General features: G+C 69.3%; 16 protein-coding genes. 10 read left to right on the forward strand and 6 right to left on the reverse strand.

Features of this window, described 5'->3' with window-relative positions; translation table 11 throughout:
• Positions 1-28: 28 nt before the first annotated feature.
• Positions 29-616 (reverse strand): hypothetical protein, encoded by a 588-nt coding sequence (locus tag QSJ30_RS12720; protein WP_285609825.1) that lies wholly within the window; start codon positions 614-616, stop codon positions 29-31.
• A gap of 35 nt (positions 617-651) precedes the next feature.
• On the opposite strand from QSJ30_RS12720, the gene QSJ30_RS12725 reads away from it, so the two are divergent.
• A complete protein-coding gene (locus QSJ30_RS12725) occupies positions 652-1,302 on the forward strand; it encodes an HAD family hydrolase (RefSeq protein WP_285609827.1) in 651 nt (216 codons plus the stop codon).
• Here the strand turns inward: QSJ30_RS12725 and QSJ30_RS12730 are convergent.
• Positions 1,292-2,542, reverse strand: a complete 1,251-nt coding sequence (locus QSJ30_RS12730) for a tetratricopeptide repeat protein (protein WP_285609829.1) — start codon at positions 2,540-2,542, stop codon at positions 1,292-1,294. The genes QSJ30_RS12725 and QSJ30_RS12730 overlap by 11 nt on opposite strands.
• Before the next feature lies 1 nt (position 2,543).
• Positions 2,544-3,095 carry a TlpA family protein disulfide reductase gene (locus QSJ30_RS12735; RefSeq protein ID WP_285609831.1) on the reverse strand — a complete coding sequence of 184 codons (552 nt, stop codon included), beginning with the start codon at positions 3,093-3,095 and terminating at the stop codon, positions 2,544-2,546.
• Positions 3,096-3,187: 92 nt separating this feature from the next.
• Between QSJ30_RS12735 and QSJ30_RS12740 the strand changes: the two genes are divergently transcribed.
• The 3 genes from QSJ30_RS12740 (at position 3,188) to QSJ30_RS12750 (ending at position 6,620) form a co-directional block, all read left to right on the forward strand.
• Positions 3,188-4,021 carry a sulfurtransferase gene (locus QSJ30_RS12740; protein ID WP_285609833.1) on the forward strand — a complete coding sequence of 278 codons (834 nt, stop codon included), beginning with the start codon at positions 3,188-3,190 and terminating at the stop codon, positions 4,019-4,021.
• Positions 4,018-5,202 carry an MDR family MFS transporter gene (locus QSJ30_RS12745; protein WP_285609835.1) on the forward strand — a complete coding sequence of 395 codons (1,185 nt, stop codon included), beginning with the start codon at positions 4,018-4,020 and terminating at the stop codon, positions 5,200-5,202. The genes QSJ30_RS12740 and QSJ30_RS12745 overlap by 4 nt, the downstream gene beginning before the upstream one ends.
• 236 nt (positions 5,203-5,438) lie before the next feature.
• Positions 5,439-6,620 carry a DUF4382 domain-containing protein gene (locus QSJ30_RS12750; RefSeq protein ID WP_285609837.1) on the forward strand — a complete coding sequence of 394 codons (1,182 nt, stop codon included), beginning with the start codon at positions 5,439-5,441 and terminating at the stop codon, positions 6,618-6,620.
• Positions 6,621-6,693: 73 nt separating this feature from the next.
• On the opposite strand, the gene QSJ30_RS12755 is transcribed toward QSJ30_RS12750, so the two are convergent.
• On the reverse strand, positions 6,694-8,331 hold the full coding sequence (locus QSJ30_RS12755) for an acyl-CoA synthetase (RefSeq protein ID WP_285609839.1): 1,638 nt from the start codon (positions 8,329-8,331) through the stop codon (positions 6,694-6,696).
• Positions 8,332-8,605: 274 nt separating this feature from the next.
• Here QSJ30_RS12755 and QSJ30_RS12760 point away from each other — a divergent pair, with 274 nt between their 5' ends.
• Positions 8,606-10,837: a protein kinase domain-containing protein gene (locus QSJ30_RS12760; protein ID WP_285609841.1), complete on the forward strand. Its 2,232-nt coding sequence runs from the start codon at positions 8,606-8,608 to the stop codon at positions 10,835-10,837.
• Positions 10,838-10,883: 46 nt separating this feature from the next.
• On the opposite strand, the gene QSJ30_RS12765 is transcribed toward QSJ30_RS12760, so the two are convergent.
• Positions 10,884-11,294, reverse strand: coding sequence for a hypothetical protein (locus tag QSJ30_RS12765; RefSeq protein ID WP_285609843.1), 411 nt, complete (start codon positions 11,292-11,294; stop codon positions 10,884-10,886).
• Between the two features lie 100 nt (positions 11,295-11,394).
• Positions 11,395-12,609 (reverse strand): ornithine--oxo-acid transaminase, encoded by a 1,215-nt coding sequence (gene rocD / locus QSJ30_RS12770; RefSeq protein WP_285609845.1) that lies wholly within the window; start codon positions 12,607-12,609, stop codon positions 11,395-11,397.
• Between the two features lie 210 nt (positions 12,610-12,819).
• Here rocD and QSJ30_RS12775 point away from each other — a divergent pair, with 210 nt between their 5' ends.
• The 5 genes from QSJ30_RS12775 (at position 12,820) to QSJ30_RS12795 (ending at position 18,738) form a co-directional block, all read left to right on the forward strand.
• Positions 12,820-13,560: a YIP1 family protein gene (locus QSJ30_RS12775; protein WP_285609847.1), complete on the forward strand. Its 741-nt coding sequence runs from the start codon at positions 12,820-12,822 to the stop codon at positions 13,558-13,560.
• Positions 13,561-14,808: an efflux RND transporter periplasmic adaptor subunit gene (locus QSJ30_RS12780; protein ID WP_285609849.1), complete on the forward strand. Its 1,248-nt coding sequence runs from the start codon at positions 13,561-13,563 to the stop codon at positions 14,806-14,808.
• Positions 14,808-16,031, forward strand: coding sequence for an ABC transporter permease (locus tag QSJ30_RS12785; RefSeq protein WP_285609851.1), 1,224 nt, complete (start codon positions 14,808-14,810; stop codon positions 16,029-16,031). The genes QSJ30_RS12780 and QSJ30_RS12785 overlap by 1 nt, the downstream gene beginning before the upstream one ends.
• Before the next feature lie 45 nt (positions 16,032-16,076).
• Complete coding sequence (locus QSJ30_RS12790) at positions 16,077-17,435, forward strand: acyclic terpene utilization AtuA family protein (RefSeq protein ID WP_285609853.1); 1,359 nt, start codon at positions 16,077-16,079, stop codon at positions 17,433-17,435.
• 103 nt (positions 17,436-17,538) lie between these two features.
• Positions 17,539-18,738 (forward strand): FG-GAP repeat domain-containing protein, encoded by a 1,200-nt coding sequence (locus tag QSJ30_RS12795; RefSeq protein ID WP_285609855.1) that lies wholly within the window; start codon positions 17,539-17,541, stop codon positions 18,736-18,738.
• Positions 18,739-18,763: the final 25 nt, after the last annotated feature.

Consider the following 18,763-nt stretch of genomic DNA (forward strand, 5'->3'; position numbering starts at 1 on the left):
GAAAGCCACCGCTCTCAGCCGGATGCGTCTAGCGGACCGTGGCACCGTCCTCGGGGTCCTGTCGGGCCTCCTGGGCCCAGGCGCGCAGGGTGCTGAGCAGCACCGTCCCGGCCTCGGCTGGGGCCAGGGACCCGGTGCCGTCCAGGCTTTCGAGGTGCAGCTCCACGCGCGCCAGGTCGCCCTTCTCGAAGCGGGCGCTGAGGTCGCAGAGGGCCAGCAGCCCCGGGGCCACTTCCACCAGCACGGTGGAGGCGTGCAGTTCCTTGGGCATCTCCACGCTCCAGACCGGCACGCTGCGGGTGCCGAAGCGCAAGGCGATGGGCTCGGCGTGGGTCTGCGGCGAGGGCCCCGCCAGGTAGAGCAGGCGCTCGGCCCGGCCCAGCAGCATGGCCTGGGAGTAGGGCGTCCCCTGGGTGCGGTCCGCCTCCAGCCGCCAGCCGCCCATGCGGGGCTTCTTCACCCGGTTGTGGCTGGTGGTGCCCTCGGTGGCCAGTAGGCGGAACCGTGTCTCCATGGGCGCGGACTCGCCGCGCATCCAGACCTGCATGCGGTACCGCAAGCCCTCCTGCGCCGCCGCGGGAAGGGAGAGAACCAGAAGGAGCGCCAATCGGATCAAGGAACCACCATCCTCACCTTCGAGGATGCCATCTCATGCGATCCTGGGCCATGCCGCTCTGCTTTGACCTCGACGGGACCCTCGGCCACTTCAGTTCCGGTTTCGTGCTGCTGCGGGAGGCCCTGGGCGGACTCTGGGGCACCGCGCCCACGGCGGAGGATCTCGGCCGCTGCCTGGGTTCCACCGACTGGGAGATCGTGGACGAGCTGCACCGCCTGCGGTTCGGCTCCGGCCTCGATGAAACCGGCTACGCGGCCTATCAGGCTGCCTGCGTGGAGCGCTTCCAGGCGGTGTTCGCACCCGGGTGCCAGGCGGCCGTGGCCTATGGCGGCATCATCGAAGCCCTGCACCGGCTGGCGGAGCGCCACCCGGTCTGGCTGGTCTCGGGCAACGCCCCGGACCTGCTGGCCTTCAAGGCCGCCACCCTGGGCATCGATCCGGCCATCCCCCGGCTGGGCTCCCTGCCCCGCCACGACCGCACGGACCTGCTGCGCCGGGCCCTGGAGGGTGGTCCGGGCCCCCACCTCTACGTGGGTGACCGCCCGCACGACCTGGCAGCCGCGCGAGCCGCAGGGCTGCCCTTCCTGGGGGTGGGCGACGCCGTGCCCGGCGACCACCCCTGCCTGCCCAGCGATGCCGCGCCGGACCAGGTGGTCGCGTCCGTGGCCTCCCTGCTCAGGGGCTAGCGGGCTCCCGGCGCGAGGCTTCCGCCCACCGCGCCGCCTCGCGGGGATCGCGCATGACGCCATGGCCTCCCAGATAGGCCTCGCCCAGGGCCGCCATGGCCTCCCGGTGTCCCGCCTCCGCGGCCCGGCGGAACCAGACCGCCGCGCTGAGGTCATCCTTGGGCAGGCGGGCGCTCCCCTGCCGGTAGGCCAGCCCAAGGCGGTAGCAGGCCTCTGGATCGCCGCCCTCCGCCGCCTCCCGGAGCCGGTCCCGCCCGCCTCGCGGCCCCTCGCGGCGCAACCGCCAGGCCTGCCAGGCCAGCAGGAGCGCCGGCGGCCCCAGCATGATCAGGGGCAGGTGGAAGAGCCCCGAGGACCCGGCCCAGAAGAGGGTCGCGGCCGTACCCAGGGCCAGGCAGGCCAGGACCACGGTCCCCAGCCCCAGGGCCCAGCGCCCCGCCCGGCGGGCCACCACCCGCTCCGCCGCCCTCCCGACCCGGTCCGCCACCTGGGCGCCGAGCCGGATCAGCGCATCTTCCGGAGCCGCATCGTGCCGCAGGAGGCTGCGGCTCAGAGGCGGGTGGGGACGCAGGCGATCCGCGGCCTCGGCCCAGCGGCGGGCCTGCTCTCCATCCTGGGCTACGCCATCCCCCTCGGCATGGGCTCGGGCCAGCCAGGCCGCCGCGGCCCCGCATCCCGCTGCCGCCGCCCGCTGGTACCAGGCCGCGGCCTGGGCCGGATCCCGCAGGACTCCGTGGCCCGTCCGGAGGGCCTCCGCGAGCCGGAAGCCGGCCTCCGGGTGGCCCCGTTCCGCCGCCTGCCGCAGGCGGGCCACGGCGGTGGCCTGCCCCCCGGCGCCGAAGCCTCCTTCGAGGAAGACCAGCCCCTCCTGGAACAGGGCCTCGGCCCCGCCCAGGCGCACGGCCCGGTCCAGGCACCGGTGCGCCTGGTCCATGCGGTGGGCCTGCCGGGCCCAGTGGAGCCAGAGGGCTTCCGGATCCGGCGCGAAGCGGGCCACCCAGGCGCGGAGGTGAAGCTCCAGCCAGACCGTCACCGGCGTGGCCGCCCCGGCCAGGGCGCCGATGAAGGCGGCCACAAGGATGGTCCAGGCCCCAAGGATCAGCAGCACGATCCAGACACGCGCCAGGAGAGACAGCGGTGTGGGCAGGAGCGCCAGAGGACCAAAGGCGATCAGCGCCAGCCAGCCCAGGGGTCGGGCCCAGACGGCCCAGCCCTCCACCGGGGCCGGCGAAGCGGCCATGTCAGTGCCCTTTCAGGGCCTCGTCCAGCGCCCGTTTCGTCATGCCCTCGCCGTAGCCCGCCCAGCTCTTCACCACCCGGCCCTCGCGGTCGATGATGAAGGTCGTGGGGATCCCGCGGATCTCCCCCAAGGGCTCCAGGCCCTCCGCCCCGTCCGGCAGGTAGGCCGTGAGGCCCAGCTGCGGGTTCTTCGCGAGGAAGGGTTTCACATCCTCCCAGCCGCCCCGGTCCACGGAAATGGGGAGCACCACGTAGCGGTCACCGCCGGACCTCTGGAGCTCCGCCACCTCCGGCAGGGACTTGCGGCAGGGCGGGCACCAGGTGGCCCACACGTCCACCACCACCACCTTGCCCCGATAGTCCGCCAGGGTGCGCCGGGCGCCCTCCGCGTCACGGAAGGCCACCTTGCGGACATCCGCCCCCGCGGGGGCACCGCCACCACGACCGGAGAGGCCCCGGAAGGCCACCAGGCCCACCAGCAGCAGGCCCCCACCCACCAGCGCCGCCGCGCCGAGGGTGCGCCAGCGGGATTCAGGGACATAGGCATCGGACATGGGGGCTCCCGTCTGCCCCGGGCCACGGGGACCCGGGAGCGATCATCAAGTCTTCAGGTTAATGCCCCGGCCAGCCGCTTCATACTGCTCGGATGCCGCTGCTCTCCGCCGCCCACCTCCGGGAACACCTCGCTTCGGTCCGCCTGCTCGACGTCCGCCAGGACCCGGCCGGCTACGCCTCCGGCCACCTCCCCGGCGCCCTCCACGCGGACCTGAACCGCCAGCTCAGCACGGCCTCCGACCCAGGCCACGACCCGGCCCGGGGCGGACGCCACCCCCTGCCGCCCCTGGACCGCTTCGCCGCCCAGGTGGGCGCCTGGGGCATCGGACCCGACACTGAAGTGGTGGCGTACGACAGCGCCGGCGGAAGCAATGCCGCGGCGCGGCTCTGGTGGATGCTGCGGGCCCTGGGGCACGAACGCGTCGCCGTGCTCGACGGCGGCCTGCCGGCCGCGCTGACAGCCGGCCTGACCCTGACGGCGGAGGTCCCGGCTCCGGAGCCGCGGGATCCCTACCCTGCGGATCGCTGGCGCCTGCCCATGGCCGACGCGGAGGCCGTGGAGGCGATCCGCCGCGACGGCACGCGCAAGCTCCTGGACGTGCGCGCCGCGGAGCGCTGGCGCGGGGACAGCGAAACCCTCGATCCCGTGGCGGGCCACATCCCCGGGTCGGTGAACCTGCCCTGGGCCGACAACCTCCAGCCCGACGGCCGCTTCAAGCCGCCCGAGGAGCTCCGCTCCCAGTACGGGGCCCTGCTGGCCGGCCTGCCCGTGGACCGTCTCACCGTCCATTGCGGCAGCGGCGTCACCGCCTGCCACACCCTGCTTGCGCTGGAGGTCGCCGGTCTCCCTGGCGCCGCCCTCTATGTCGGCAGCTGGAGCGAGTGGTGCCGCAGCGGCCGCCCGCGGGCGGGCCGCCAGGCATGAACCCCTGGAAAGGCCTCCGCGGCCTCCCCCGCGAAGTCTGGCTGGTCTGCGCCAGCACCCTGGTGAACCGCCTGGGCACCATGGCCCTGCCCTTCCTCGTGCTCTACCTCACCCAGGGCCGCCGCTGGACGCCGGAGGAGGCGGGCTTCGGGATGATGGTCTACGGAGCCGGCGCCCTGGCGGCGGGCCCCTTCGCGGGCCGGCTGGCGGACCGGCTGGGGCATGTCCACGTGCTGAAGGCCAGCCTGTGGACCTCCGGCGCCCTGCTGCTGGTCATCCCCTTCGCCACCACGAAACCGGTGCTCTTCGCCCTGATCTTCCTCTGGGCGGGCCTCACGCAGGCCTTCTGGCCCAGCGCCATGGCCCTGCTGGCGGACCTCGCCGCACCTGAGCAGCGCAAGGCGGTCTACGCTCTGCACCGCCTCTCCGTGAACCTCGGCATGGCTGTGGGTCCGGCCCTGGGCGGCATCATCGCCCACCACAGCTACACCTGGGTGTTCTGGACCGACGGCCTCAGCACCCTGGCCGGTGCCATCCTGCTGGGGCTGCTGCTGAAGGCGCGGCCCCGGCCCGTCGTGCCCCATGGCCACGGGCCGGGCGCGAGCCCCTGGCGCGACCGCCGCCTGGCCTTCCTGCTGCTGCCCTTCATCCCCATGCTGATGGTGTTCTTCCAGATCGAGGGCACGCTGCCGCTGTGGGTGGTGCGCGACCTGGGCCTGGGCAGCCGCTTCTACGGCCTGCTGTTCACGGTGAACACCCTGCTCATCGTGGCGCTGGAAGTGGCCCTCAACCTGGCCATGGCGCGCTGGCCCCACGGCCGCCAGCTTCTCCTGGGAGCGCTGTTCTTCGCCTTCGGCTTCGGCCTCACGGCCTGGGCCACGGGACCTACCACGCTGATCCTCACCACCATCATCTGGACCTTCGGCGAGATGACCCTCTTCCCCGCCATGAGCGACGCCGTGGCCACCCTGGCGCCGCCGGACCGGCGCGGCGAATACATGGGCCTGCTGTCCCTCTGCTTCGCCGCGGCGCTGGCCCTGGGCCCCTGGCTGGGCGTGCTGGCCTACGCCAAGGTGGGCCCCCGGGCGGTGTGGCTCGCCACCTTCGGCATCGCCCTGGGCGCGGGACTGCTGCTGGCGCGGTTCCGGACGCCGGCCGTCCCGGCCCGGGCCGAGTCCTGACCTGATCGCGACCAGCTCGCTCCTTCGAATTGACGGAATGGCTGGCGTGGCCGCGTCAAATCGATCGGGCAGCCTTCCCTCGAAGGTGAGAGCCGTAAATATAAATAATAAAATAATTATACTTAATCAATGGGCTCGAAAAGTGCAATTGGGTTGACCCAGGACTTCTGGTCACCGCGGCTTGCGATTGCCGGGACCTTCGCCCTATCAACCCCGAACCCTCGAAGGAGGATGTCATGCGTCTTTTCACCCCCATCACGTCAGTGCTGGCCACCCTGGCGGCGGCCGCCCTGCTGTTCACCGGCTGTGGAGGCCGCGATCACGGCTCTACTTCGGCGGACGGCTCGGCGAACGGGTCCGTCTCGGTGACGCTTGTGGACGGCCCCACCACGGCCTACAAGGCCATCAACCTCAACGTCCAGTCAGTCCAGATCCACCAGTCCGGGACCTCGGATGACAGCGGCTGGATCACCGTGGCCAGCCCCAACAAGACCATAGACCTGCTGACCTTGCAGGGCGGAGTCGTGGAGGCCCTGGCGTCCAACCACACCATCGGCGTGGGCACCTACCAGATGCTGCGCCTCGTCCTGGGCAGTGGGAACACCCTCATCCTGGCGGATGGGACGTCGGTTCCCCTGACGGTCCCCTCGGGCATGCAGAGTGGGATCAAGATCCCTCTGACCTTCACCGTCCAGGCCGGCACCACCGCTGATGTCTGGATCGACTTCGATGGGGCCCACTCCATCCATGTCGTCGAAACGGGTTCGGCGAGCTACATCCTCCGCCCCGTCGTCCACGGCTTCATGCAGGTGGCCACGGGCTCGGTGTCGGGAACCCTGACCGGCCCTGCGGGCCTCCCGCTGGCTGGCGCCGAGGTCATGGCCCAGTCCATCGATGCCGCCGGTGAGGTCACGCTCCTCCGCACCGCCATCACCAGCGCCACGGGCACCTACACCCTGAACCTCCTGCCCATCAACCAGACCTTCTATGTGGTGAGCCAGCCCGTGGTCGGCACCGCCGTCTACAGTGCCCAGGCCAGTGGGGCCATCATCCTGTCCACCAGCCAGGCCACCGCCACCGCGAACCTGAGCTTCACTCTGGCGCTCGGCGTCGGAGGCGTGGGTGGAACCCTGAGCCCCATCGCCGCCACCACGCAGAGCGACACGGTCTACCTCCTGCAGCCGCTGCCCACGGGCCTTTCGGGGACTGCGAACCTGATGGTGGCCTCCGCCAACACGGCGGTCGGAACGGCCTCTGAAACCTATGCCTTCCTCACGATCCCCGTGGGCAGCTACCAGGTGCAGGCGCTCCGGAGCACCCTGAACACGGACGGAACCACCACCCTCACGCGGTCGGTGCACAGCGCCACCTTCGCCGTCACCAGTGGGGCGACCACCACCCAGAACCTCAGTTTCTGAGCGGACGAAGTCCCTGCCCCATTCCGGCCCCGCCGCACACTTTCCCGTGTGCGGCGGGGCCGGAGCCCTTTGGTCAGGTCAGGGCGTCTGTGGACTTCATGCGCTGGCGCAGGACGTACTTCTGGATCTTGCCTGTGGAGGTCTTGGGGATGGGGCCGAACACCACCATGGGTGGCACCTTGAAGCGGGCCAGGTGGGTCCGGCAGTGGGCGATGATGTCCTCCTCCTTCGTCGTGGCGCCCTCCTTCAGCTCCACGAAGGCGCAGGGCACCTCGCCCCACTTGGGATCAGGCTTGGCCACGATGGCGGCCACCAGCACGTCGGGATGGCGGTAGAGCACGTCCTCCACCTCCAGCGAGGAGATGTTCTCGCCGCCGGAGATGATGATGTCCTTGCTGCGGTCCTTGATCTTCACGTAGCCGTCGGGTTCCAGCACCGCCAGGTCCCCGGTGTGGAACCAGCCGCCGGCGAAGGCCTCCGCCGTGGCCGTGGGGTTCTTGAGGTAGCCCTTCATGACGATGTTGCCGCGGAACATGATCTCGCCCATGGTCACACCGTCGGCAGGCACGGGCTCCATGGTGGCCGGGTCCATCACCGTCATGGCCTCTTGCAGGAGGTAGGGGATGCCCTGGCGCCCGTTCAGGCGGGCGCGCTCCCCAAGGGGCAGGTCGTTCCACTCCTCGCGCTTCACGCAGACCCCGGCTGGGCCGTAGGTCTCCGTCAGGCCGTAGACGTGGGTGATGCTGACGCCCAGCTTCTCCATGCCCTCGATGATGGCGGCCGGCGGCGCAGCCCCGGCCACGGCGGCGGACACGGGGTGGCCCAGCCCCTCGGGGATGAGATGCGCCGAGTTGATGAGCATGCCGAGGACCACCGGGGCACCGCAGAAGTGGGTCACGCCGTGGCGCCGGATCAGATCGAAGATGGCCTTGGGCTCCACCTGCCGCAGGCAGACGTTGACGCCGGTGAGGGCGGCCACGGTCCAGGGGAAGCACCAGCCGTTGCAGTGGAACATGGGCAGGGTCCACAGGTAGACCGAGTGCGGCGGCATGTTCCAGCTGAGGACGTTGGCCACGGCGTTGAGGTAGGCGCCCCGGTGGTGGTAGACCACGCCCTTGGGGTTGCCCGTGGTGCCCGAGGTGTAGTTGAGGGAGATGGCGTCCCACTCGTCCGCCGGCAGCTGCCAGGCGAAGTCCGGGTCGCCGTCCCGCAGGAACTGCTCGTACTCGATGGAGCCCAGCAGGTCGCCCTTGGCGGCGGGATCGTCCACGTCCACCACCAGGAGCTCCCGACCTTCGAGCAGCTCCAGGGCGCGGCGGATGGTGGGGGCGAAGTCCCGGTCCGTGAGCAGCACCTTGGCCTCGCCGTGCTTGAGCATGAAGGCGATGGATTCCGCGTCCAGACGGGTGTTGAGGGTATTCAGCACGGCCCCGGCCATGGGCACGCCGAAGTGGGCTTCGAACATGGCGGGCACGTTCGGCAGCATGGCCGCCACGGTGTCGCCGGGCTGCACGCCGCGGCGGGCCAGGGCCGAGGCCAGGCGGCGGCAGCGGGCATAGGTCTCGCCCCAGGTGATGGTCCGGTCGCCGTGGACGATGGCCTTCTTGCGCGGAAAGACCATGGCGGCGCGCTCCATGAAGGTGAGCGGCGACAGCTGGACATGGTTGGCCTGGTTCTTGTCCAGACCCGTGGCGAAGGGACTGCGGCCCATGGACATCCTCCCGGAGGTCAGATCGTGGTGAGGGTTGTGGGGAGATCTTTCCCCAGGCTACTCCCGGGCCGGGACCACCACTGCGCCATCAGTCACAACTCCAGCTCGCCTCCGGGTGAAGAAATCTTCCCGAGCGTCAAGAAAAACAAGACCATATCAAATGCCGTGGCCTGTTTTTGAAAAGGGCCATCAAGGCCAGGACTGCCCCTTGACCTTGGGTATGGCCGGGCGTATGTAGGGACAGGCAACACCGTGAAGTGTCGAGGTAACCGGGATGGCGACGGACGCACTGGTCGGGAAATCGGTTTCGCACTATCGGATCACGCGCCAGCTCGGCTCCGGGGGGATGGGGGTCGTCTACGAAGCCGAGGACACCCACCTCGGGCGCCATGTGGCCGTGAAGATCCTGTCCGAAGAGCTGCAGCGGGAGCCATCGATCCTGGAGCGCTTCCAGCGGGAGGCCCGGGCGGCCTCGACTCTGAACCACCCGGGCATCTGCACGGTGCATTCGATCGAGCAGCACGAAGGGCAGCACTTCATCGTCATGGAGCTGCTCGAGGGCCAGACCCTCGCCAAGCGGATCGGGCGCCAGGCCCTGGATCTCACAGAGGTGCTCGATCTCGGCATCCAGATCGCGGATGCCCTGGAATCGGCGCACTCGAAGGGCATCATCCACCGCGACCTGAAGCCCGTGAACCTCGTCCTCAATTCCCGCGGACAGATCAAGATCCTCGACTTCGGGCTGGCGAAGATCTCGGCCCTGACGAACTACCTGGGCGCGGCGGGCCAGGACTCCCGGCTCGAGACCTCGGTGGACCGCGCCGACCTCACCGTCGCCGGGATGGTGCTGGGAACCGTGCACTACATGTCCCCCGAGCAGGCCCGCGGACAGCTGACCGATGCGCGCACGGACCTCTTCTCGCTGGGTGCCGTCCTCTACCAGATGGTCACGGGCGAGCTGCCGTTCCAGGGCGACACCCAGGCGGTGGTGTTCGACGCCATCCTCAACCGCGATCCGCAGCCCCTGGCCGAGGTCAAGCCGGAGGTGCCCGCCGCCCTGGGCCAGGTGATCGGCAAGGCCCTCGAGAAGGACCGCAACCTGCGCTACCAGACCGCCACCGACTTGAAGACCGACCTGCTCCGCCTGAAGCGCGACCTCGACTCGGGCCAGCGGCGAGCTGCCGAGCTGGCCGACTCGAAAGGCGGGACCCCGAGCCCGGCCAAGCGCTCCGTCGCCGTCCTCTACTTCCAGAACCTGAGCGGCGCCAAGGAGGACGAGTACTTCCGCGACGGGATCACCGAGGACATCATCACCGAGCTGTCGAAGATCCGGGGATTGGAGACCTTCTCGCGATCGACGGTGATCGCCTATCGCGACAAGTCCGCGACCACGGCCCAGATCGGCCAGCAGATCGGCGCGGCCTACGTGCTGGAGGGGAGCATCCGGCGGGCCGGGGAGCGCCTGCGGATCAACGCCCAGCTGGTGGACACGCGCACCGACCACCCGGTCTGGTCGGAGCGCTACGACCGCGAGATGAAGGACGTCTTCGAGGTCCAGGACGAGATCGCCCGGAAGATCGCCGAGGCGCTGCGCGTCAAGCTGACCCCGCAGGAGAAGGAGGCCCTCGCGGCCAAGCCCACCGAGAACATGCAGGCCTACGACCACTACCTGCGGGGCCGGAGCTACGCCCGCCGGCTGACCCGGCAGGATCTCGAGTTCGCGCTCGAGATGTTCGCCGACGCGGTGCGGCAGGACCCGGATTTCGCCCAGGCCCACGCGGCCATCGCGAACGTCTGCGCCCAGTGCTACTGGCTGTACGAGCGTGATCAGACCTGGATCGAGCGGGCGCGCGCCGCCTCGGAAAAGGCCGTGACGCTGCGGCCGGACCTGCCCGAGGTCATGGTGGCCCAGGCCTGGATCCTCTATTCCCGGGGCGAGAACCTCGATGCGGCCCAGATCGTCCGCGGGGTGGTCACCCGGAAGCGCGACTGCGAGGGGGCCTACTACCTGCTGCTGCGCTGCCTGTTTTCCTCGGGCCTGTATCAGGAGGTCGCAGCCCTGGCCGAAGAGGCCATCGAGGCCAGCGGGACCGACTACAACGTCTATCCGCCCATCATGAATGCCCTGGGGGCCCTGGCCAAGAAGGAGTCCCTGAGCAACCTGAGGGTCCGGGCGGTCCAGGCCTTCGAGGCGCACCTGCGCGAGGTGCCCGAGGATGCCCGGGCCCGCGGTCTCGTCGCGTCCTATTACGCCGAGATGGGGCGCTCCGAGGAGGCCAAGCGGGAGGCGACGCTGGCGATGACCCTCCGCCCCAACGAGCCCCTGATCCTCTACAACGCCGCCTGCACCTTCTGCAAGATGCACCAGAAGCCGGAGGCGCTCGACGCGCTCGCGAAGGCCTGGCGGGTGGGCTACCGCGACTCCGACTGGGCCTGGCGCGACCCGGATCTGGCCCTTCTCCACGACGAGCCCGAGTTCGAGAAGCTGTTCCCGAAGAAGGAGTAGGCGGTTCCGACGGAAGGCCCCGAGCTACCGCTCCGGCCGACCGGAATCACTCCCGGATCAGGTCGCGGCGGTCCACCAGCCGGAAGAGCCGCCCCTTCCAGCGGGCCGCCAGGGGCTCGATCTGCAGTTCGGCGGGGGCGACCCGTTCGGCCTTCCCCTTCCCCTTCACCTTCGGGAAGAGGAAGACCTGCTCGATCTCCCGGAACTCCTCCCGCTCCTCCGGGAACATCACGTACCGCACCAGCCACTGGGTGTCGCCCGCATAGACCTCGTAGGCGTAGTGGCGGCAGTCGGGATCCGCGAGGGCATGGGACTCCAGGCGCACCCAGTCCGGCGGGGCCGGATCCCCCGTGAACGGGGGGATGGCCCCGGAGGCGCGGACACCGGGTGGTTCCGGGGGCGGGGCGACCTCCCCCGGAACCAGGGCCAGCAGGAGGATCATGGGGAGCGTCAGCATGAAGGGCATCTCCGCGGGCTATGAAATTCCCGCTTAGGTCCTTCATTTTCCCATCACTTGGGCGTTCCGTCAGTCACGGGGTTGTGACTTCCCCGGAAGTTCAGGCCTGGAGCACCGCTTCCAGCTGATCCACGGCCCAGTCGATCTGCTCCTTGGTGATGACAAGGGGGGGCGCCAGGCGGATGGTGTCCACGTGGGTGTCCTTGCAGAGCATCCCCCGGTCCTTGAGCAGGTAGCAGTACTTGCGGGCGCCGCCGGCCTCGGGCTTGAGCTGCACGCCGGCCCAGAGGCCGATGACGCGCACTTCCTTGAGCTTGTCGGTCTTCATGCCCTTGAGGCGGGCCTCCAGGTGCCTGCCCAGCTCGGCGGCCTTCTCCACCAGCTTCTCGTCCACCAGCACGTCGAGGGCGGCGCTGGCCACGGCGCAGCCCAGGGGGTTGCCGCCGTAGGTGCTGCCGTGGATGCCGGGGGTGAAGACATCCATCACCTCGTCATTGGCCAGGAAGGCGCTCACGGGGTAGTAGCCGCCGCTGAGGGCCTTGCCGATGGTGACGCCGTCGGGACGGATGTCCTCGTGCTCGAAGGCGAAGAGCTTGCCGGTGCGGCCCAGGCCGGACTGGATCTCGTCCAGCACCAGCAGGAGGTTGTTCTGGTCCGCCACCTCGCGCAGGCCCTTGAGGAAGCCCTTGGGCGGGATGATGACGCCGCCTTCGCCCTGGATGGGCTCCATGAAGATGGCGCAGGTGTTCTTGTTCACAGCCTTCTTCACGGCCTCAAGATCGCCGTAGGGCACGATGACGAAGCCGGGGGTGAAGGGGCCGAACTTGCTGGTGCTGTCGGGATCGGTGCTGAAGCCCACGATGGTGGTGGTGCGGCCGTGAAAGTTGCCGTCGGCCACGATGATCTCGGCCTTGCCGTACTCAATGCCCTTCTTGTCGTAGCCCCACTTGCGCATGGCCTTCAGCGCCGTCTCCACCGCCTCCGCGCCGCTGTTCATCATCAGGGCCTTCTGGAAGCCCGTCAGCTTGCAGAGCTTCTCGAGGAGGGGCGGGAACTGGTCATTGCGGAAGGCGCGGCTGGTGAGGGCCAGGGTCTTGATCTGGGCGATCATGGCCTCGCCGATCTTCGGGTGGTTGTGGCCCTGGTTCACGGCGGAGTAGGCGGCCAGGAAGTCCATGTACTTCTTGCCGTCCACGTCGGTGAGGAAGACGCCCTCGCCCTTGGTGCAGACCACATCGAGGGGGTGGTAGTTGTGGGCGCCGTACTGGTTTTCCTGCGCGATCAGGGCTTCGGACTTGGCGGCGAGGGTGGCCATGGGATTCTCCGGAATGGGGTGGCTCGACAGGGAAAGGATCATTCTAGGCCCGGGCGGTGGACCTGCCAGGATTCCCGGAAAGGCCTTGACGAAGTGTCAGGCCCGGGAGGGCGGACCCACCCGGGCGGACAGGAATTTCCACCATCGTAAGAGGAGGTGGGAGAATGCGATCATCTATCTCTTCATGCCGTCATACCTTTGGAGCCTCCCATGACTGAGCAGCCCGCCTCCCTGTATGGCCAGCAGCCCGAGAACCCGCGGCCACAACCGCCGGGACTGATGGACCAGATCGCGGGTGTGTTCACGGCCCCCGTGGAGCTCTTCCAGCGCCTGAACAAGGCGCCCAGCTGGGCCTGGGCCCTGGGCGCCATCATCGTCGCAAGCCTGGTGGTCGCGGTGATCTGGGGCCTGAAGGTGGACATTGACGAGATGCTGCGGCCCATCCTGGAGCGGAACCCCCAGATCCAGTCCGCGCAGATCGACACGATCATCGAGGTCCAGAAGAAGTTCATCATGCCCTTCGGCATCCTGGGCTCCCTGTTCGGGACACCTGCGGTGCTGGCCGTGCTGGGCCTCTTCTACTGGCTGGTGGGCAAGGCCCTGCCCGAGGGCGAGGCCCCCAGCTACCTCCAGGCCTTCAGCGCCGCCGTGGTGCCGGGCCTGGTGAAGCTGCCCCTCCTGCTCCTCATCGCGGTGATCTGCCTGATGCGGCCCATCGGTGGCCTCACGCCCGACCGGATCGCGCCCACCTCCCTGGGCTACTTCCTCCATCCGGAGAGCCTGCGGCTCCAGGCCTTCTTCTTCAGCCTGGAGATCTTCCGCCTGGCCGAGGCCGCCCTGGCCTTCCTGGCCCTCCGGCATCTGGTCCGCATGAAGACCACCGGGGCCCTGATCTGCGCCCTGCTGCCCCTGCTCCTCGGCCTCGGCTTCAGCCTCCTCAGGGCCAGCTAGATGGCGTCCCGGAACACCAAGCTCCTCCTCGGCGGCGCCGCCGCCCTCGTCGTCCTGATCATCCTGGGCATCGCCTTCGGCGGCGCCCGGGACGAGGACAGCGCCTTCTCCTGGGACGCGATCGGCCGCGGCGACATCCGCGAGACCATCAGCGCCAGCGGCGAGATCCGCGCCAAGACCCAGATCAACATCGGCACCTCCGTGGCCGGCGAGATCAAGGCCATCCACGTGAAGGACGGCCAGGACGTGAAGGCCGGCGACCTGCTCGTCACCATCGACCAGGAGCGGCTCAAGCAGGCCCAGGCCCAGGCCCAGGGCGCCCTCGACGCGGCCCGGCAGGACGCCTCCCGCCTGGAGGCCGCCATGAAGCGTTCCGTGGACAGCTTCCCCCGGTACGAATCGCTCCGCCAGCAGGGCCTCATGTCAGATGAGGACTTCCGCCAGCAGAAGCTCGTCAAGGAGAGCGCGGTGCTGTCCTACAGCAGTGCGCGGGCCGCCGTGGCCCAGAGCGAGGCCAACCTGAAGGCCATGCGGGATGGCCTGTCCAAGGCCACGCTGCGCGCGCCCATCACGGGCCGGGTCACGAGCCTGAAGGCCGAGAAGGGCGAGACCGCCATCCCCGGCATGAGCAACCTGCCGGGCGCCACGCTCATGATCATCTCCGACATGAGCGAGATGCAGGCGGAGATCAAGGTCAACGAAAGCGAAGTGGTGCGCACCAAGGTGGGCCAGACCGCCCAGGTGACCGTGGAGTCCCTGCCCGGCAAGGTCTTCCAGGGCTCGGTCATCGAAGTGGCCACGGGCACCGAGAAGGTCGGCACCGACGCCAACCTCTACAAGGTGAAGGTGGTGCTCGCGGGGCAGCGCGCGGACCTGGACAACCTGCGGCCCGGCATGAGCGCCCGCGCCGTCATCCTCACCCACGAGGTCAAGGGCGTCCTGCGGGTGCCCCTCCAGGCCGTGCTCGAGCGCGAAGGCAGCCTGGAGGACGCCCAGAAGCAGGGGCTCCTGGCGCCGGCCTCCCGGAACATCGTCATGGTGTTCAGGAACGGGAAGGCCGAGGAGCGCACCGTGCAGGTGGGCATCGCGAACACCCAGTTCTTCGAGCTGAAGGAGGGCCTGGCCGAGGGCGACAAGGTGCTCACGGGCCCCATCCGGAAGCTGAAGGAGCTGAAGTCGAAGGCCTCCGTGAGCCTGCGGGCCAGGTCCGACAGCGAGCTGGCGAAGACCAAGGACACGAAGAAGTAATGGACGTCCGCGAACCCCTCTCCGCCGCCATCCGGGCCCTCAAGGCCAACAAGATGCGCTCGGCACTCACGACGCTGGGCATCATCATCGGCGTGGCCGCGGTCATCGTGGTGGTGAGCCTCGTCCAGGGCCTCAAGACCAGCGTGCTGAAGCAGGTGGAGCGGGCCGGCAGCCAGACCATCTTCATCCGCCCCGTCTTCCCCATGGACATGCCCTTCGCCGAGTACACGAAGATCAAGAACAAGGACATGACCCTGGATGAGATGCGGCGGCTGGCCCGGTCCGTGCCGCAGATCACCCAGGTGACGCCCCTCTTCTTCAACGGCACCGAGGTGAAGGCCGAGGGCCGCAGCGCCAACGTCAACCTGATCATGACTGACGAGACCTACCTGGAGCTGAACAGCATCGCCCTGGTGGGCGGCCGCAACTTCGTGCCCTCGGATCTGCGCCTGGGCAACAAGGTGGCCATCATCGGCCCCCGCGTCATCGAGAAGCTGGGGCTCAAGGGCAACCCCCTGGGCAAGATCATCAGCACGCCCACCCTCAGCCTGGAGATCATCGGCGTGCTGGAGGAACAGGGCGCGCAGCTGGGCAACGACCCGGACCAGAACATCCTCATCCCCCTCACCACCGGCATGGCCCAGCTCACAGAGGCCCAGCGGCGGCAGCTCTTCTTCCAGGCCCGCGTGGATCCCCGCCTCTCCGCCGACGACGGCGCCGAGCTGGTGGAGGAGTCCCTGCGCCGCATCAAGGGCCTGCGCGGCACCGAACCCAGCGGCTTCAAGGTCTTCAGCCCCAAGCAGATCACCGGCATCATCAGCGGCATCACCGGCACCATCACCGCCGTGGCCGGGGGCATGGTCTCCATCGCCCTGCTGGTAGGCGGCATCGGCATCATGAACATCATGCTGGTGAGCGTCACCGAGCGCACCCGCGAGATCGGCGTGCGCAAGGCCGTGGGCGCCAAGCGCCACGACATCATGCTCCAGTTCCTCATCGAGGCCGCCTTCCTCTGCATCATGGGGGGCGCCATCGGCGTGGGCCTCGGGTTCGTCCTCGGCGCCGCCATCGGCAAGGCCCTGCTGGGCACCATGGGCGCCGTGCCCCTCTGGGCCCTGGTCAGCGCCCTCGCCGTCCCCGCCGCCATCGGCCTCATCTTCGGCCTCTACCCCGCCGCCAAGGCCAGCAAGCTGGACCCGATCGAGGCGCTCCGGTACGAGTGACCGCTCCTCAGATAGACTGGTCATCCGTCTCGATCGGAGTTTCATATGTCGAAGGTTGTGCGCATTGCCAACGGGCAGGGTTTCTGGGGCGATAGCATCGACGCCCCCGTCCGGCTGGTGGGGGCTGGCGGCATCGACTACCTGACGCTGGACTACCTGGCGGAAGTGACCCTCTCCATCATGCAGAAGCAGCGGCGGAAGGATCCGCAGCTGGGCTATGCCACCGACTTTGTGGATCTCATGAAGCGCGTGCTGCCGCAGCTGAAGGCCAAGAATATCCGGGTGGTGGCGAACGCCGGGGGCGTGAACCCCGAGGCCTGCCGTGCCGCGGTGCTGGAAGTCGCCAAGAAGCTGGGTGTCACGGGCCTCAAGATCGCCACGGTCACGGGCGACGACGTGCTGGCGCGGCTGCCCGAGTTCCAGGCCCAGGGGCTGAAGCTGGCCAACATGGATACGGGCGAGGGCCTCTTTGACGCGCCCCGGGAGATCCTCAGCGCCAACGTCTACCTCCAGACCCAGGCCATGGTGGAGGCGCTCGATACTGGCGCCGACATCGTGCTGACGGGCCGCTGCACGGACCCGGGCCTCACCCTGGCGCCCCTCATCCACGAGTTCAAGTGGGCTGCGGACGACTGGAACCGGCTCGCTGCAGGGACGGTGGCGGGTCATATCCTGGAGTGCGGCGCCCAGAGCACCGGCGGCAACTTCACCCGCTGGTGGGAAGTGCCCGAGCTCTGGAACGTGGGCTACCCCATCGCCGAAGTCGCCGAGGACGGCACCTTCGTCATCACCAAGCACGCGGGCACCGGCGGCATGGTCACCGTGGACACCGTCAGCGAGCAGCTGGTCTACGAGATGGGCGATCCCCACAACTACATCACACCGGATGTGGTCGCCGACTTCACCAGCATCCGCCTCGAACAGGCCGGACCGGACCGGGTCCGCGTCTTCGGCATCACCGGCAAGCCCCGCACCCCCTTCCTCAAGGTGAGCGGCGCCTACCTCCGGGGCTACAAGGCCACGGGCCAGCTGACCCTCTGCGGTCCCCGGGCCCTGGAGAAGGCCCGTCTCTGCGCGGACATCGTCTGGAAGCGCCTGAAGGCGGCGGGCTTCGAATACGAGCACACGGACGCCGAGTTCCTGGGCGCCAGCACGGTCCACGCGGGCATCGCGCCCGCCCCCGACGATCCCGCCGAGATCGTCCTGCGCTTGAGTGTCAAGGATCCGGATCGGAAAAAAGTGGAGCGCTTCGGGCGGGAGATGGCCCCCCTGGTCACCGCCGGCCCCGCCGGTGTCACCGGCTTCGCGGGGGGACGGCCCAAAGCCCAGGAGATCGTGGCCTACTGGCCGGCCCTCCTGCCCCGGGAGCTGGTCAGCTGGCAGGTGAGCGTCGAATCGGTCTGACCGCGCCTCAACCCGGGGACCCGTCTCCGGGTCCAACCTCCTGCCTTCTTGCGGCTCCCGGTCCAACAGCACATCCTTGTTTCCACAGGTTCACGGAGCAGCCATGCGCCCACGCACCTCTCTCCTCCTCGGATCTCTCGGCCTCCTGGCCCTGCTGGGCTGCTCGGGATCGGACTACCACGACGGCCCCATCTCCGGCTATCTGGTGAACGCCATCGCCGTGGCGGACATCGACGGCAACGGCCAGCCCGACATCCTGGGCCTGGTCTCCACGGACTTCGGTGGCGTGGCCACCCAGGGCTATGTCTCCACGCGCCTCCAGGGGCCTGCGGGCGCCTTCGCCATGCCCACCCGCTTCGGCGTGGGCACCGAACCCGCCAACCTGGTGGTGGCGGACGTGAACGGAGATGGCCGGCCTGACCTTGTGGTGGCCAATGCCCAGGACCAGACCGTGAGCGTGCGGCTGGCCGATCCGGCCCGGCCGGGCTTCTTCCAGCCCGCCATCGTGCTCGCCACCCCTGGCCGCACCCCGCTGGACGTGGCCGTGGGTGACGTGAACGGCGACGGGAAGGCGGACATCGTGGTGGCCGCCAGCGGCGCCAACAACGTCATGGTCTTCCTCCAGGGAGCCACCGCGGGAACCTTCCCGGCCCCCTTCACGTTCCCCGTAGGCGGCGATCCCCAGGCCGTGACGGTGGCGGATCTGGACGGGGACGGCACGCTGGACATCGCCGTGGCCACGACCGCGAACACCGTCTCCGTCCTGCGCCAGATCCAGTTCTCCCCGACCCTCGTCGCCCAGAGCGCCGTGGACTACCCCACCGGCGTCCAGCCCGTGGCCATCAAGGCTGCGGATCTCAACGGGGACGGCAAGCTGGACCTGCTCACCGCCAACTACGGCGCCACCCTCAGCCCCGGCACCCAGGGCCTGAGCGTGCTGATCCAGGGCGCCACCGCGGGCACTTTCCTGCCGCCGGTCCACTACACCACCGGCTATCGCTCTGCCGCCCTGGCCGTGGGGGATCTGAACGGGGATGGCAAGGTAGATGTGGTCGTGGCGAATTCGGGCCTGCCCGGCGACCCGGGCAGCGTGACCGTGTTCCTCCAGGATCCCGCCACGGCCGGCGCCCTGCTGACGCCCACGACCTACCGGGGCGTCTGGGGGCCCATGGGCGTGGCCATCGGCGACATGGACGGGGACGGCCGCCCGGACCTGGTGCTGGCGGACGGCGACATCGTGGTGCGCTTCAATCAAGCCAGCAGCCCCGGGACCTTCGGCCCCCCCCAGTTCTTCTACAACTGACACGAAAAGGCCCCGGAAACCGGGG

It is taken from the genome of Geothrix edaphica, assembly GCF_030268045.1.
Lineage (GTDB): Bacteria > Acidobacteriota > Holophagae > Holophagales > Holophagaceae > Geothrix > Geothrix edaphica.

Excerpts from the sequence above, each read along its gene's own strand:
- QSJ30_RS12740 (WP_285609833.1), top strand. The coding sequence starts at position 3,188 with ATGCCGCTGCTCTCCGCCGCCCACCTCCGGGAACACCTCGCTTCGGTC.
- QSJ30_RS12745 (WP_285609835.1), top strand. The coding sequence starts at position 4,018 with ATGAACCCCTGGAAAGGCCTCCGCGGCCTCCCCCGCGAAGTCTGGCTG.
- QSJ30_RS12760 (WP_285609841.1), top strand. The coding sequence starts at position 8,606 with ATGGCGACGGACGCACTGGTCGGGAAATCGGTTTCGCACTATCGGATC.
- QSJ30_RS12765 (WP_285609843.1), bottom strand. The coding sequence starts at position 11,294 with ATGCTGACGCTCCCCATGATCCTCCTGCTGGCCCTGGTTCCGGGGGAG.
- QSJ30_RS12730 (WP_285609829.1), bottom strand. The coding sequence starts at position 2,542 with ATGGCCGCTTCGCCGGCCCCGGTGGAGGGCTGGGCCGTCTGGGCCCGA.
- QSJ30_RS12785 (WP_285609851.1), top strand. The coding sequence starts at position 14,808 with ATGGACGTCCGCGAACCCCTCTCCGCCGCCATCCGGGCCCTCAAGGCC.
- rocD (WP_285609845.1), bottom strand. The coding sequence starts at position 12,609 with ATGGCCACCCTCGCCGCCAAGTCCGAAGCCCTGATCGCGCAGGAAAAC.
- QSJ30_RS12780 (WP_285609849.1), top strand. The coding sequence starts at position 13,561 with ATGGCGTCCCGGAACACCAAGCTCCTCCTCGGCGGCGCCGCCGCCCTC.
- QSJ30_RS12725 (WP_285609827.1), top strand. The coding sequence starts at position 652 with ATGCGATCCTGGGCCATGCCGCTCTGCTTTGACCTCGACGGGACCCTC.
- QSJ30_RS12735 (WP_285609831.1), bottom strand. The coding sequence starts at position 3,095 with ATGTCCGATGCCTATGTCCCTGAATCCCGCTGGCGCACCCTCGGCGCG.
- QSJ30_RS12790 (WP_285609853.1), top strand. The coding sequence starts at position 16,077 with ATGTCGAAGGTTGTGCGCATTGCCAACGGGCAGGGTTTCTGGGGCGAT.
- QSJ30_RS12750 (WP_285609837.1), top strand. The coding sequence starts at position 5,439 with ATGCGTCTTTTCACCCCCATCACGTCAGTGCTGGCCACCCTGGCGGCG.
- QSJ30_RS12755 (WP_285609839.1), bottom strand. The coding sequence starts at position 8,331 with ATGGGCCGCAGTCCCTTCGCCACGGGTCTGGACAAGAACCAGGCCAAC.
- QSJ30_RS12775 (WP_285609847.1), top strand. The coding sequence starts at position 12,820 with ATGACTGAGCAGCCCGCCTCCCTGTATGGCCAGCAGCCCGAGAACCCG.
- QSJ30_RS12795 (WP_285609855.1), top strand. The coding sequence starts at position 17,539 with ATGCGCCCACGCACCTCTCTCCTCCTCGGATCTCTCGGCCTCCTGGCC.